Genomic DNA, 14,871 nt, shown 5'->3' on the forward strand with positions numbered 1-14,871 from the left:
ACCTTTTCCCCTCTCACCTAAGTATTACTACCCATCATACCCAGAGATAGAAAAAAAGTGCTTGTACATAAAAATAAACTCGGTGCTCTCTGCACCGAGTTTATTTAATAAAAGTCGCATCATACTTATCACTTTGCAACACTTGGAAATGCAAGTTTGCTAAATGCTTCCGTATTTCTGCACTATCGTCTTCATTTAAATTATTCGCCAAAAACACAATTTCTGTACAGTTTCCACGTTTATCCATAGCATAAACTGCTTTTGTAACCGTCCATGGTGTGTAACCATTCTTTTGCCCCGCATGTCTGAATGTTTTACGGTATTTCTTGGCACTCATGTCTGTTTCAACGATATTTGCCCACACTTTTTCTTCAGCCTCTGTCAAGCCACCTTTATGGTTTGCCTTTTGAAGTAATACCATATAATCATTTGCAGAAGCTGCTGGTAATCTATCTGACCAAATTTTGTCGTAACGTTCCTCTAAATAAAGCGGAATTTCCTTCTGTAATAATGGTCCCTTCTTCTTTAAGCGTTCATGAATAATCATCGCATATTCACGATATTGCTCTTGAGACATTTCTTTTAACTTTTTCTCTATTTTATATTTTGGAACATGTAATTCTTTATGCAAATATCCCGGGATATACAAAGATGAAACGATTGGAAATAGTGGTTGATGTGCAGGAAGTGATAAACTTTGTAAATTTCGATTGATGTTATCTAATCCTAACAATTCCATTAAGTATTCAGCATTTGCATTCGAACTAAACTTAACCATTCCTTTTGCCACTTCTTCTAAAGAAACCGCTCCTTCAGTTATCTTGCCCGTCTTCTCCAAATACTTTTGCCATCTATCTTGTGCACCACCATCTGTATTCGGCACATAATAACGATTCACATCATTAATCGACACGAAACTAGAAGAATCAATTTTCCCTTCAGTAACTTGTTTCGTATATTCAAGCGCCACAATTAATTTCATCGTACTAGCAACTGGCAATACAACATTTGGGTTTACAGAATAAACAACTTTATCATTTCTCTTTACTAGAAGCGCACTATTTTTTTCATCTTTATGTTCTTCAATAAAAGATGCAATATACTGTGCATCATCATTATTTGAACTCCACACTTTTTTCACTAAAAAGTTACCCGATATTAGCAAAACAAAAATACCCACAATTACTGCGCATACTATAGTTTTTTTCAAGTAAAATTCCTCTCCTATTGTGTAACTCTTCTCTATTTATCATTTAAAAACAAAATAATGGAGATGGTCATTTAAATAACCATCTCCATTATTTTAACTTGTATGCTCCTATTATGTCTACGTCATAAATTTCACAAAATCCTCAAGAAACTTTTTATAATGTAACGACCAACCAATTCGCACCCAATTTTTTAATGCTTTTGCATCAGGTTGAGGCCGAAAATCAGCAATACTCTCTCCTTTTGCAATTCCAACTGTATCTACATCGACACGACGATATACATAATCTAAAAGGGATGGATTTGCCGCAACCATCATTGTAACGACGTCATGTACTGGACTTCCTTTTATTTTCGGATTTAACTTTCTATAAGCTTTATAATAGTACGTAAATATCGGCTCGATTAACTTATTAAAACTCGTTTTAGAGTGTTTCGTAATATATTTTACCATTTCCGGTGTAATAATTGCTTCAGATGTAACGTTAAGTGGCACTAATGTTACATTTTTGGCATTTTGCATAACTAATTGTGACGCAATGGGATCACCATGAAAATTCGCCTCTGCGACTGGTGTTACATTGCCAGGCATTAAGAAAGCACCGCCCATTATATAATATTCTTTCACATACTTCATCATCGGCTTTTCTAAAATAAATGCTGTCGCTAATGTTGTTGATCTACCAGCATCGACTATTATTAATTCTCCTTTATATTTTTCAAGAAGATCAAAAAATGTACAAAAAGGCTTTATATTTGGTGAAAAAGTTTTTGGAGGTTTAATTGGCCCTAAACCGTCTGTCCCATGAATTTCTGGATAATACGTCGTAATATCTCCGGATAAAGGAATTTTCGCACCATTAATAACAGGTATATCTTCCCGTCCTGCCATTTGCAATAAATATGCGGCATTACTTGTCGCCTTTTCTTGTGTTACATTTCCATATCCCGTTACTACACCAACAATATCAATATCAGGATGCAACAATCCATACATAATTGCTAAAGAGTCATCAATGCCTGGGTCTCCTAAAAATAATACTTTTTTCATCGACCTCAACTCCATCCCCTCAGTTGTTATTAATTTATGAATAACCGTGGATATACAGAATAAAAAATGAACAAATTCACACAAAAAAACGCAGTCTTATAAGGACTACGTTTCTTCAGCTAACCTATACTGTTTTTTTTACAGCACTCATACTTCCAATGATGTAAGCGATAAACGCAAAACAAATCGGGAAGACAACTGTATGTATACCGAACGGATTTGGATAGAAAAGATGAATACACATATATGAGCCTACCCCAACTAAAATAGACGCAAGCGCTCCTGTAGCATTTCCTTTCCTCCAATATAACCCTAATACGATTGGCCAAATGAATGCTGCTTCTAATCCACCGAAAGAAAATAAATTTAGCCATATTAAAAAATCTGGTGGTTTAATTGCCGCTGCATAAACGAGTAGTCCTACAATACCCGTAATCCACAAACTTCCTTTTTTTATCGTACTGTCTGCTGCATCTTTATTTATGTAATTTACGTATATATCTTTAATAATTGACGAGCTTACAAGTAATAATAAAGAGTTTACTGTAGACATAATCGCTGCCATCGGTGCAGCTAAGAAAACTCCAGCTAACCAAGGTGGCAACACTTCCATCGCAAGTAGCGGCATTACTTTATCTGGTACCGTTATACCTGGAAGTACTACTCTTGCAAATACACCTGTTAAATGCATACCGATCATAATTGTGCCAACGACAACGGTTCCAATTATTAAAGCTTGGTGCATCGCTTTTGAATTTTTATAAGACATGGCACGCACGCTAATTTGCGGTAAACCGACAACGCCAATTCCAATTAAAATCCAAAATGATGTAACATATGATTTCGTTAAACTGCCATCTGCTCCGAATGGTGTAATTAACTTTGGATTAATTTGAACAAGTTCCTGCATAATCTTTTCAATTCCACCACCAGCAATGACAGTAGCAATTAAAATGATTGTTGTTCCAACTAACATAATGATTCCTAATAATGTATCTGATAGAGCAACTGCACGAAATCCACCAATTAATACGTACACAAGTACAGAAAAAGTAAATAAAAATAGTGCTGTTGTATACGATAGCCCCGTTAGTGACTCAATTAATCGTCCACCACCGACCCACTGGGCTACTGTCGCTGAAAATAAAAAGATAATAATACATAACGCAGAAAGTATAACAACTGCTTTATTATTGTATCTCCCTTTTAAATAATCGATAAGAGTAATTGCTTCCATCTTCCTAGCGATAATTGCAAACTTTTTACCGATAACCGTTAAAACGATATACCCTGTTACAACTTGAATCGCAGATAACAGTACCCATCCAAGACCCATATTGTAAGCAATACCAGGGCCACCAATAAAGCTACTTGCACTACCGTACGTAGCAATCATTGTCATCGCTAATAATAAACCGCCTAGCTCACGCCCACCAAGAAAATATTCTTGCAAAAATTTATTATGAGCAGTTGCTTGCACGCGTCTTGAAGCATATACACCAATTAAAAATACAACGATAAACGAAATTATCATTGGAATGATTACATACCAATTCATCTATTATTCCTCACTTTTTTCTTCCTCATCGAGTGAAATATCTTGAAATACAAAACGAACAACTAAACTAAGTAAAATAACCATAACGATAAATCCAACGATACAGCTATAAAAAAACCATGCGGGAAAACCTAATACATATGTATATTCATTCGGATTTTTACTACCAAGCCCATAAGCAAATCCGTACCAAATTATAAAATTAATAATAGCAAGTCCAAGACCAATTAACGCTTCTCTATGGGCTATTCGAAAGCGTGGATCATCATGATAATCTTTCATTTTTACCCCTCCTCTCACGATGTATTATTGTACCATTGTTCTTCTAGTTTTTCCTACTAGAAAGCAAAAACAAGCAGGATTTTTTTATAATCATATAGAAGATTCTCTTACATTACATATTTTTTACAATTGTAACACAAATGAAATTTGAATTTTCAGTATTTCTTAATTATGATTTTAATTAGAGGCTTTCCATCTAGTTTCCACATCCTTGATTTCGGAATAAGCGCCGTCTCGTACTGCGTTTACATTATATTTTCAAGGGGGTTATACAATGAGTCAACTAGCTGTAAATCTTCATGAAAAGGTAGAGAAGTTTCTTCAAGGTACAAAAAAGTTATATGTGAATGGATCTTTCATTGAAAGCGCTTCCGGCAAAACATTTAAAACACCTAACCCAGCAACTGGTGAAACACTTGCCGTCGTTTCTGAAGCTGGTCGCGAAGATATTCATAAAGCTGTAGTCGCAGCTCGTATGGCTTTTGACGAAGGTCCTTGGTCTCGTATGAGCACTGCTGAGCGAAGCCGTCTCATGTACAAGTTAGCTGATTTAATGGAAGAACATAAAGAAGAGCTCGCACAGCTCGAAACATTAGATAACGGAAAGCCAATCCGTGAAACAATGGCAGCAGACATCCCACTTGCAATTGAGCATATGCGCTATTACGCTGGCTGGGCTACGAAAATCGTTGGTCAAACAATTCCTGTTTCCGGTGATTACTTTAACTATACACGCCATGAAGCTGTTGGTGTCGTTGGTCAAATTATTCCTTGGAACTTCCCGCTTCTTATGGCAATGTGGAAAATGGGAGCAGCGCTTGCTACAGGATGTACAATCGTTTTAAAACCTGCAGAACAAACTCCACTATCTGCTCTATACTTAGCTGAATTAATTGAAGAAGCTGGATTCCCGAAAGGTGTTATTAATATCGTACCTGGATTCGGTGAATCAGCTGGACAAGCTCTCGTTAATCATCCACTCGTTGATAAAATTGCATTTACCGGTTCTACTCCTGTCGGTAAACAAATTATGCGACAAGCATCCGAATCATTAAAACGCGTTACACTTGAGTTAGGCGGTAAATCACCAAATATCATCTTGCCGGATGCTGATTTATCTCGCGCGATTCCTGGTGCACTTTCTGGTGTTATGTTTAACCAAGGACAAGTATGCTCTGCTGGATCACGCTTATTTGTTCCGAAGAAAATGTATGATAATGTCATGGCTGATCTCGTCCTCTATTCTAAAAAACTAAATCAAGGTGTCGGTCTTAACCCTGAAACAACAATTGGTCCTCTCGTTTCTGAAGAACAACAAAAACGTGTAATGGGCTACATTGAAAAAGGGATTGAAGAAGGCGCTGAAGTACTTTGCGGAGGAAGTAATCCATTCGATCAAGGCTACTTCGTTTCTCCTACAGTATTCGCTGACGTAAATGATGAAATGACGATCGCAAAAGAAGAAATTTTCGGTCCAGTTATTTCTGCAATACCATTTAACGATATTGATGAAGTAATTGAACGTGCAAATAAATCACAATTCGGCTTAGCGGCTGGTGTGTGGACAGAAAATGTTAAAACAGCACACTATGTTGCAAGTAAAGTACGTGCAGGTACAGTGTGGGTAAACTGTTATAACGTGTTTGATGCAGCATCTCCATTTGGAGGATTTAAACAATCTGGTCTTGGCCGTGAAATGGGATCTTATGCATTAAATAACTATACAGAAGTAAAGAGCGTTTGGCTTAACTTAAATTAATGAAAAGAACCTGACCTATCCGGTCAGGTTCTTTTCATTATGTATTCCTTTAAACTTGCAGTCCTCCGCTCACATTTAATACTTCACCTGTAATATAAGATGCGTATTCTGATGCTAAAAAGGCTGCTGCGTTCGCAATATCTTCTGGCGTTCCAATTCTACCAACTGGAATAGCGCCAACCATCTTTTCTTTCACTTTATCTGGTATCGTTTTGGTCATATCTGTATCCATAAACCCCGGACAAATCGCATTACAAGTAATACCGAAACTTCCAACTTCTTTCGCTGCTGTTTTCGTTAATCCTACAACTCCAGCTTTCGTTGCAGCATAATTTGCCTGTCCAATATTCCCCTCTCTACTTATAGAAGAAATATTAATAATTCTTCCATATCCTTGTTGTCTCATATAAAGAAGTGCTGGTTGCATACAATAAAAAACACCAGTTAAATTCACTTGTAATACTTGTTCCCAAGCAGATTTCTCCATTTTATGTAACATTGCGTCTCTTGTAATTCCAGCATTATTCACCAAAATATGTAATGTACCAAATTTTTGAACCGCATATTCAATTAACGACTTTGCTTCATTTTGATTACTCACATCACATCGATATGAGCACACTTCATATCCTTCATCTGATAACTCACGTGTCGTTTTTTGTAGCGTCTCTTCATTTACATCGCTAATTAATACTTTCGCCCCTAGCTTTGCATAAACCCTTGCAATCTCTTTTCCAATTCCCTGTGCAGCTCCTGTTACAACAGCTGTTTTCCCATTTAAAAACTCCATTCCTATCCCCCATTTCTATTACTTATACTGTATATTTCGGCTTTTTACTTTCCAACTCCTCTTTGTATAAAAAAGTCTATTTGTGTCAAACTAACTTTGCAACGTCGCATAAAGTGAAACTTTAATCAGTGGGAAGTTTGTTCATCCCCCACTGATTATTAGTTGAACCAATCGGGCATTTAATCTCCCACCTAGCTTCTTTGTTCCATCTGAGTTTTAAGGTGGGAGTTTTACTACCCGTTATGCGGGATAAATTGCAAGGAGATTGTGTCGAATGAATAAAAAAAATTTCAAACAAAGCAAAACAACTGATGGCATTGATGTTGAGTTCTCTCGCGAACTCGCTGACCACAATGACTTAGAAGCAAACGCACGTGCAAATGCCGCTGATGCACGTCAAAAGCGCCAATCAACCGAAAAATAAGGTACATCACAACCTTATTCTTTTCAAAAGGGACCTACTACCCAACAAAATAAACCGAGAGACATCTCTCGGTTTATTTTCTATATTTTTTTGCATAATGAGCCAAAGTAAGCAACGGATATATATGAGCATAACTATGATAACGAATATAAAACCCACCTGGTAAACCTGTTCCAGTAGGATATTTTTCATTTATATAAGGGTTGGAGAGCAAATATGAAATACCTTTTCGAATAACTGGCGTTTCTTTATCATAGTAAGAAATGAGGGCATCTAACGCCCATGCTGTTTGGGATGGTGTACTAAATGGCAAAGTAACAAATCTTTTTTCCACACTACTTTGGCAAGATTCTCCCCAGCCACCATCTTCATGCTGTATATGTTCAAGCCATAAAACGGCTCGTTTCAATGATGAATCGCTAGATGGTATTCCTAGTGACCGTAAACCAGTCAACACTGCCCACGTACCATATATATAACAAATTCCCCATTTCCCATACCACGATCCATTTTCTTCCTGTACATTCATTAACCAATTTATCGCACTTTGTTTTTGTTTCTCGGGCAATTCATTTTGCGTATACGTCCCAAAAAATTCTAGCACTCTTCCTGTAATATCTGGTGTAGAAGGATCTGTAATCATATCACTTGCATTCTCGATTGGTAAATTTGCTAATATACGGCTCGTTACCCCTTTTTCAAAAGCTCCCCAACCACCATCATTATTTTGCAATCCTTTAACCCAATTAACCGCTCGCTTCCAAGCATTATCTACATGTTCGTTCCCTCTACTTCGCGCCAATGCTCTTAACACAGCAGTTGTATCATCAATATCTGGAATCGTCGTATTCACATCCGAAAAGCCCCAACCACCCGGGAAGAGATCCGGTGCATGTACACTCCAATCTACTTTCTTCCTTTGCTGTTTTCTTAGTAAATATGCTGATGCATTTTGAATCACTTTACTTACTTTCGGAACTTGAGCTTCTTGCAAAGCATAACTGAGTAAAGCTGTATCCCATATAGTTGATGGAGAGTTTTGCAAATGGCTCCCTCTCTCCACCTTCCATATATAAGATGTAATTCCCATTATAGCCTTCTCAATAATTGGTGATTGAATAGAATGTCCTAATGCAAGTAAAGCATAAATCATATAAAACGAGGCAGTTGCGTAGCTATATAATGTTCCATTTTCATCAATACGCTCTTTCATAAAACGTTCTACTTCCTCATATCCTTTATGATGCAAAGAAAGTGGATACGTTATAATTTTCTTCACGTCACTTACTAACGTTTGAAAAACTGGAGACCGATCCTCTCGAAACCATTCTCCGCCCCCGCCTGCAATGTGATTTAAATTTGGCAATAACTTTTTCCCTACTCGAAATCTTTTATTTAAACACAACATCATCGGAATTAAATGAATACGTGCTGAGCTACTCAATTCAAATATACTGAGAGGGGAATCATTCTGCAGAAACATAATTGGTGTTGGCAAATGAAAAAGAGAAGGATATTCATATTCTCCATGAATCGCTAATAAAAACTTCGTCATAAAATGAGCACGTGCTACCCCACCGCGCTCATTTATAAACATTTCCGCTCGCTTCATATTCGCATCTTCTTTTGTGTATTTTTCCGATGCAAGTAAGGCGGCATAAGATTGAATGGTAGCTGATAAATTACCTCCCACCTCATCTTCATACAATTTCCATGTTCCTTCATTTGTTTGAAGTGATGCTAATCTTTTCACAAACGGTTCTATCTCTTTATCTCTACCTAATAATTTTAATAAAAAAATCATATGGCAATCTGTTAATGGAGCTCCTTCAAAACAAAACCGCCACGTACCATCTTGCCGTTGCATTGTTTGAAGTGCAGTTGTTCTTCTCGCTATTTCTTCATGCACTTTTTCATATAATAACAAGTTACTCACCCACCCTTTCGAAATCCGTATAACGATATTCAAAAAGGTAGCTGAATATGTATAAAAACAAAGAAAAGCAGAACATATAAAATGTTCTGCTCATAAACAATACCCTACTCCGACAATAATTCCTAATAAAGCACCGACTACTACTTCATACGGTGTATGCCCAACAAGTTCATTTAACTTCTTATATTCTGTTTCTCTACCGTGAAAAAAGTCATTCAATATTTTTGCTTGTTTACTTACTGCAAGCCTTACTCCTGAAGCATCATACATAACAATAATGGCAAAAATAGTAGCAACCGCAAACATCGAGCTTTCCACACCTTCCACTACTCCAACTCCTGTAGCAAGCGCTGTAACTGTTGAAGCATGAGAACTTGGCATCCCACCTGAAGCAAAAAACTTTGCAAAATCAAATTCACCTGTTTTAACTAATTTAAAGACTACTTTCGTTAATTGTGCTAAAAACCATGAAATTACAGCTGCCATAAGCGGATCATTATGTAAAATTGTTTCCATGTTCTCAGCTCCTTACTAGCTATAATGGAAATCCTATATAGTATCAGTATAAAGAAAAATGCGTAGAAAATACTACGCATTATGATACTTTTGCTGATTTATTTTTTATAAATTTCGGTTGTTTCTGCACTAAAAACTTAGTCTTCGCTACCGAGAATACAAATAATGCAACCCATATACAGAAAAATGCAATCATATGAGTAGATGTGAAATGTTCACCAAATACGAATACACCTAAAATTAAGCTAATTGTTGGTGCAATATATTGTAAAAAACCTACCATATAAAGCGGAATAAGTTGGGCTCCTTTTGCAAAATAAAAAAGTGGTAGAGCTGTAACAATACCCGCTCCTATTAATAGTAATGTCGATAACATTGAGATAGAGCCAAATGAGCCGAAACCATGTACTCCTGTCATTACTAGATAAATAATCGCAAACGGCGTTACTAACATCGTTTCCATCGTAAGTCCAATTGTCGCATCATAGTTTAACAATTTTTTCGTTAATCCGTATAATCCAAATGAAAGGGCAAGTGATAAAGAAACCCACGGGATAGCCCCGAAACGTACTGTTAAAATGATAACCCCCACTCCAGCTAAACCAACTGCAACATATTGCCAGAAGTTTAACTTTTCCTTTAAAACGACTGTACCAAGTAAAATACTAATAAGCGGATTAATATAATAGCCAAGACTCGCTTCAATAACATGATTATGATTAACGGCCCATATGTAAACAAACCAGTTTCCACTAATCAAGACTGAAGCTATTGTTAATGACATTAATAATTTAGGTCGTTTAAAAAGATTCACAAATTCCCCAATAAACTGGCGAAACCTCTTCGTAACACCTAATACGAGTAACATAAAAACAAACGCCCAAACGATGCGGTGTGCTAATATTTCATCTGCTGGAACTTCCTCAACCCATTTCCAATAAATCGGTAGGATTCCCCACATCGTGTAAGCACCAGCCGCATATAGTATCCCTTTTTTTTGCTCTGCTGATTGACTCCCCATCTTCCTTTTTCTCCTCTTCTCATTTTTTCTCCATTATACGGTCTCACATGCTCACTTTACCAATAATCAATCTGCATTTCTTTCGACATTTCTCATACAACGAATAATAAACATACCGTTATTACAACAAGTAACGGTATGCCGAAAACAAATTTCTTTTTATGAGTTTTATGATGAAACATATACATGCCAATCCAAGCTCCAACTGCTCCCCCAGCTGCCGCTGATAAAAACAACGTACTTTCTGGCGTTCTCCACTGTTTCTTCTTCGCTTTTCGTTTATCAAGCCCCATAAGGCTAAAAGCTATAATGTTAATAATAAGAAAATAAATCCATTTCATCGCTTTCTCTCCTTATGAAAAATTCGCTTAATGGTAACACGAAAAAACGACGGAAACAACTGAAGAACTCTTTTTATCCAACTAGTTTCATTCCTTTTTCTTAATTAGTTACCTTCATATTTACATAACCAACTAAAATCGCAGTTAAAGCATTTAATATAGAAAAATGTTATGAGCAGAATCCTATATTTCATTACATTCATCCACTACCATATCATCAAAAAAATTGCTCTCAATCACTTTCTCATCAAAACGAAGAACTACAATTAGCCCTACATATAAAGAAACAAAATTTAGAAACCATTCCCCATTCTCATCTTTCTTAGCTAAGCATTTAAATATCTCTTGAAATTGCATACGCTCATCTGTCGCAACAACCGGTCGCACGCCAAAATATTTCAATACAAGATGTAGGTTGAGCTGCACGGATAATGATAAAATATACTTTAATAACTCGGTATAATGAGCAACATTTTTTTGACTATATAACTTCACAAGCTCTTGATGTAAAGTAGAAATTGATAATTCTTCTTTAGTCACTTTTGTTGCTTCTATCATTTCAATCATCTTTTTCATATCCATTCCATTTACCCCTCCTGTTACAAAACAAAAGCCAAAGTATACTTATTTTATAATCAACAATAATTGATTATTTCTCGTCTCTCTTTCTTCTTCACTTACTAAGTCATACTTTTTTAAAAGATGAAATACATCATTTAATATTTCTTGTGAGTGATTACCTTGTAAAAAATTTTTTAACCCTTTAAAAATCCCTTCTGATAAAAAACTCTTTTGACTTTCAAGCTTATTCATCACATCTTCAATAGAATGATCAATGTTACATGCCATACTAAACTTCCCCCTCTATCCTCTATAAATAATATCCTCAGCTAACGATGTAAACACTTCTCCAACAAGAGAATCTTCATCATATACAGATGAACCATTATTTTCTTCACGTTTCGCAAAAGGTATTTGAGCAATTACTTCTGTTTGCAATTGTTCTGCAAGCATTTCGCCGCCGCCTTTTCCGAAGAGATAATTTTTCGATCCATCTTGTTCTTCATAATAAGCCATATTTTCCACAATACCTAAAATCTCATGCTTCGTATGTTTTGCCATTACACCGACTCTTGAAGCAACGAATGAAGCTACATTGTGCGGAGTTGTAACAATTATTTCTTTCGCTTGCGGAATCATCGCTGCAACATCGATCGCAACATCTCCTGTACCTGGTGGTAAATCAAGTAATAAATAATCTAATTCTCCCCAGTGCGTATTCGCAAGAAAATTTTGAATCCATTTATTTAGCATCGGTCCGCGCCACATAACTGGGTTATTTCCTTCTGTAAAAAATCCCATCGACATGATTTTAACACCGTGACTAATGACTGGAATTGCCGTTTGATCAATCATCGTTGGTTTCTTATTCGTTTCCATCATAGCTGGAATACTAAAACCATATATATCTGCATCTAATATCCCCACTTTTTTGCCCATACGCGCTAGTGCAGTTGCAAGATTAATTGTCACCGTTGATTTTCCAACTCCGCCTTTTCCGCTCGTTACAGTAATAAAACGTACTCCTGAATCCGGGCGAAGCATGCTCGGCATACCAGTTTCTGTTCTAGTATTTTTCTTTAATTTCTCTGTTAAAGCTGTACGTTCTTCTTGTGTCATAGAACCAAATGTTACCTCCACTTTAGAGGCACCAATTGCGTGAAGTGATTCTTCAATATCTTGTTGAATTTTTGCTTTTAACGGACAACCTTGGATTGTTAGTACTACTTCAAGTTTAACCTCTGTTCCGTTCATTTGTATATTTCTAACCATATTTAATTCTACAACACTTTTGTGTAACTCTGGATCCTCTACATGTTTTAATGCATTCATTATTTGTTCTTGAGTAAGCATAGAATTCATCCCTTCTCTTATTCTAATTTATATACAACATTTTCTTGGCGCTTCATCTGGTGAAAAAGCTTATCATCCACCGCTAACAGGCGGGATTAATGCGACTATATCTCCAGCTTTTATCATCTCTTCATTCATTACAAACTCTTCGTTAACAGCGACCATCACTTTATCCAACGATTGTAAACAATAGCTGGCTTTGAGCCATTCTTTTAATTGTTGCACTGTCATTTCTTGCTTTTCTGAAATCACTAATCGATCCGATCCAACTTCCTCACGCAAATTTGCAAACAATAAAATTATAATCATTTTCTCATTCTTCCTTCTTTGGTTTTCCTTCTGGATATGGTGTATTTTCAAGTTGATCTCCAATCCACATCGTTCCATCTTCCCAAAATTCTTTTTTCCAAATTGGAACAATTCGTTTTATACGTTCAATCGCGTACTCATTCGCTTCATAAGCTACTTTACGATGCGGTGATGAAACTGCAATGACTACCGCAATATCCATTATTTCTAGCCGCCCTACACGGTGCGTAATTGCTACTTTTGTATCCGGCCATCTTTCACTAATTTCTTCTCCAATTCTCATAAGTTGTTTTACTGCCATCGGTTTATATGCTTCATACTCTAAATGTAGCGTTCGTTTTCCTTTTGTTAATTCTCTCACCGTACCAATAAATGTTGTAATCGCACCTGCTTCTCTTCTTGCGACTTTATTCGTTACTTCTTCAACTAAAATCGGATTATCTACAATCTCAAATAGCACTTGTTCCATTAAAACCACCTCTCACTTTATGAAATGTCCAAGGCCATTCACTACCTTCGTTATCTTCTAATAAAAGAACATCGACAAACATATCTTTTTTATATCCTCTTGTCCCGCCCGGCAATACGATAAACGCGTTGGATTTTGCCAATGAAGAAACTGAGCTAGATTTATCAAACCCTGATGGATAAGCGATTAATTTCCCCTCATCATATTGCAATTTTGCTCGTACAAATCTTGTAAATGGATTCGGTTTTAGAAAATCTTCTCCTAATAACGCTTTTTCTCTTTTTAAATGTACTTTTTCACTAAACATATACGTCCGAATACACGGTCTTACGAATAATTCAAACCCTACGTAACAAGCTGATGGATTTCCTGATAAACCAAATAATAACTTGCCATTTAATTGTGCTACAGTCGTAACACTTCCTGGTCGCATTGCAACTTTATTAAAAAGAACAGATGCACCTAACTTTTCGTAAATAGCTGGTAAATAATCATAATCTCCTACTGATACACCGCCCGTTGTAATTAACATATCTACTTGGCCAAGCGCTTCTTTCACAGCTGTAAAACACGTATTAAAATCATCACTAAACTTCCCAAAATATTTTACTCTTCCGCCCGCTCTTCGAATTTGAGACAATATCATGTACGTATTACTGTTTCGGATTTTCCCTGGCTGTAATGAATCATTGACATCCAGTAATTCACTCCCAGTCGCTAACAGTCCAATTACAGGCTTTCTCGCAACTGGTACTTCACTATAACCGAATGTAGCAAGAAGAGCTGAAATACCTGGATTAATGTACGATCCTTTCTTTGCAAGAACCGTTCCTTTACGAGCATCTTCACCTTGAAAAGAAATATTGTCGCCCTTTTTGAATGATCGCTTCACTTCCATATAATTGTTGCCATTCTTCTCATATTGACAAGTCAGCTCTAACATAACAACCGCATCACACCCATTCGGAATTTGTGCTCCCGTCATAATTCGAACTGCTTGAAACGGAGCTACTTTCTCATGGAATAGCGATCCTGCACCAATTTCACCCACTACTTCAAATACAATTGGCGTTTCATAACTTGCTAAATTAGTATCTTCTGCTCGAATAGCAAATCCGTCATATGGCGAACGATTAAATGACGGTACATCATGGTCAGCTACTAAATCCTCTGCTAATATACGTCCATAAGCTAATTCAATTGGTAATAGCTCCTTTAAGCCTTTATCAGCAAATCCCATCACTTTACGAACAGCTTCTTCAACCGTAATTGGCACTCTTCTTTCCATTATT

The 14,871-nt window shown here is 36.5% G+C and carries 17 protein-coding genes; 2 read left to right on the forward strand and 15 right to left on the reverse strand.

Annotated elements, in window-relative coordinates:
• Positions 1–100: 100 nt before the first annotated feature.
• The 4 genes from ES895_RS17760 to ES895_RS17775 all read right to left on the reverse strand — a co-directional run bounded on the left by ES895_RS17760 (position 101) and on the right by ES895_RS17775 (position 4,100).
• On the reverse strand, positions 101–1,210 hold the full coding sequence (locus tag ES895_RS17760) for a serine hydrolase (protein ID WP_000751366.1): 1,110 nt from the start codon (positions 1,208–1,210) through the stop codon (positions 101–103).
• Between the two features lie 117 nt (positions 1,211–1,327).
• Positions 1,328–2,260: a nucleoside hydrolase gene (locus tag ES895_RS17765; RefSeq protein ID WP_000756459.1), complete on the reverse strand. Its 933-nt coding sequence runs from the start codon at positions 2,258–2,260 to the stop codon at positions 1,328–1,330.
• 124 nt (positions 2,261–2,384) lie between these two features.
• Positions 2,385–3,818, reverse strand: a complete 1,434-nt coding sequence (panF, locus tag ES895_RS17770; protein WP_001104819.1) for a sodium/pantothenate symporter — start codon at positions 3,816–3,818, stop codon at positions 2,385–2,387.
• A gap of 3 nt (positions 3,819–3,821) precedes the next feature.
• On the reverse strand, positions 3,822–4,100 hold the full coding sequence (locus tag ES895_RS17775; RefSeq protein WP_000656239.1) for a YhdT family protein: 279 nt from the start codon (positions 4,098–4,100) through the stop codon (positions 3,822–3,824).
• A gap of 274 nt (positions 4,101–4,374) precedes the next feature.
• On the opposite strand from ES895_RS17775, the gene dhaS reads away from it, so the two are divergent.
• The gene (dhaS, locus tag ES895_RS17780) at positions 4,375–5,859 is read left to right on the forward strand and encodes an aldehyde dehydrogenase DhaS (RefSeq protein ID WP_000080279.1); all 1,485 of its coding nucleotides are present in this window, start codon (positions 4,375–4,377) and stop codon (positions 5,857–5,859) included.
• A 49-nt stretch (positions 5,860–5,908) separates the two neighbouring features.
• On the opposite strand, the gene fabG is transcribed toward dhaS, so the two are convergent.
• Positions 5,909–6,649: a 3-oxoacyl-ACP reductase FabG gene (fabG, locus tag ES895_RS17785; protein ID WP_000395043.1), complete on the reverse strand. Its 741-nt coding sequence runs from the start codon at positions 6,647–6,649 to the stop codon at positions 5,909–5,911.
• A gap of 274 nt (positions 6,650–6,923) precedes the next feature.
• Here fabG and ES895_RS17790 point away from each other — a divergent pair, with 274 nt between their 5' ends.
• Positions 6,924–7,073, forward strand: coding sequence for a YfhD family protein (locus ES895_RS17790; protein WP_001035818.1), 150 nt, complete (start codon positions 6,924–6,926; stop codon positions 7,071–7,073).
• A gap of 73 nt (positions 7,074–7,146) precedes the next feature.
• On the opposite strand, the gene ES895_RS17795 is transcribed toward ES895_RS17790, so the two are convergent.
• The 10 genes from ES895_RS17795 to ES895_RS17840 form a co-directional block, all read right to left on the reverse strand.
• Positions 7,147–9,000 carry a terpene cyclase/mutase family protein gene (locus ES895_RS17795; protein WP_048568313.1) on the reverse strand — a complete coding sequence of 618 codons (1,854 nt, stop codon included), beginning with the start codon at positions 8,998–9,000 and terminating at the stop codon, positions 7,147–7,149.
• Positions 9,001–9,099: 99 nt separating this feature from the next.
• Positions 9,100–9,525, reverse strand: a complete 426-nt coding sequence (locus ES895_RS17800; RefSeq protein WP_000447820.1) for a divergent PAP2 family protein — start codon at positions 9,523–9,525, stop codon at positions 9,100–9,102.
• Positions 9,526–9,604: 79 nt separating this feature from the next.
• Positions 9,605–10,546: an EamA family transporter RarD gene (gene rarD / locus ES895_RS17805; protein ID WP_000535537.1), complete on the reverse strand. Its 942-nt coding sequence runs from the start codon at positions 10,544–10,546 to the stop codon at positions 9,605–9,607.
• A 92-nt stretch (positions 10,547–10,638) separates the two neighbouring features.
• Complete coding sequence (locus ES895_RS17810) at positions 10,639–10,887, reverse strand: DUF1294 domain-containing protein (RefSeq protein WP_000871346.1); 249 nt, start codon at positions 10,885–10,887, stop codon at positions 10,639–10,641.
• A gap of 183 nt (positions 10,888–11,070) precedes the next feature.
• Entirely contained in the window at positions 11,071–11,469 is a 399-nt protein-coding gene (locus ES895_RS17815) for a hypothetical protein (protein ID WP_000367289.1), read from the reverse strand.
• Positions 11,470–11,511: 42 nt separating this feature from the next.
• Positions 11,512–11,736: a hypothetical protein gene (locus ES895_RS17820; protein WP_000752386.1), complete on the reverse strand. Its 225-nt coding sequence runs from the start codon at positions 11,734–11,736 to the stop codon at positions 11,512–11,514.
• A 15-nt stretch (positions 11,737–11,751) separates the two neighbouring features.
• The gene (locus ES895_RS17825) at positions 11,752–12,801 is read right to left on the reverse strand and encodes a P-loop NTPase (RefSeq protein ID WP_000957509.1); all 1,050 of its coding nucleotides are present in this window, start codon (positions 12,799–12,801) and stop codon (positions 11,752–11,754) included.
• Between the two features lie 72 nt (positions 12,802–12,873).
• Positions 12,874–13,110, reverse strand: a complete 237-nt coding sequence (gene moaD / locus ES895_RS17830) for a molybdopterin converting factor subunit 1 (RefSeq protein ID WP_000583943.1) — start codon at positions 13,108–13,110, stop codon at positions 12,874–12,876.
• A gap of 4 nt (positions 13,111–13,114) precedes the next feature.
• Entirely contained in the window at positions 13,115–13,579 is a 465-nt protein-coding gene (moaE, locus tag ES895_RS17835; protein WP_000438665.1) for a molybdopterin synthase catalytic subunit MoaE, read from the reverse strand.
• Entirely contained in the window at positions 13,560–14,867 is a 1,308-nt protein-coding gene (locus ES895_RS17840; RefSeq protein WP_000442193.1) for a molybdopterin molybdotransferase MoeA, read from the reverse strand. The genes moaE and ES895_RS17840 overlap by 20 nt, the downstream gene beginning before the upstream one ends.
• Positions 14,868–14,871 lie beyond the last annotated feature (4 nt).

Origin of the sequence: Bacillus sp. 007/AIA-02/001, from assembly GCF_004634455.1 — a bacterium.
Lineage (GTDB): Bacteria > Bacillota > Bacilli > Bacillales > Bacillaceae_G > Bacillus_A > Bacillus_A cereus.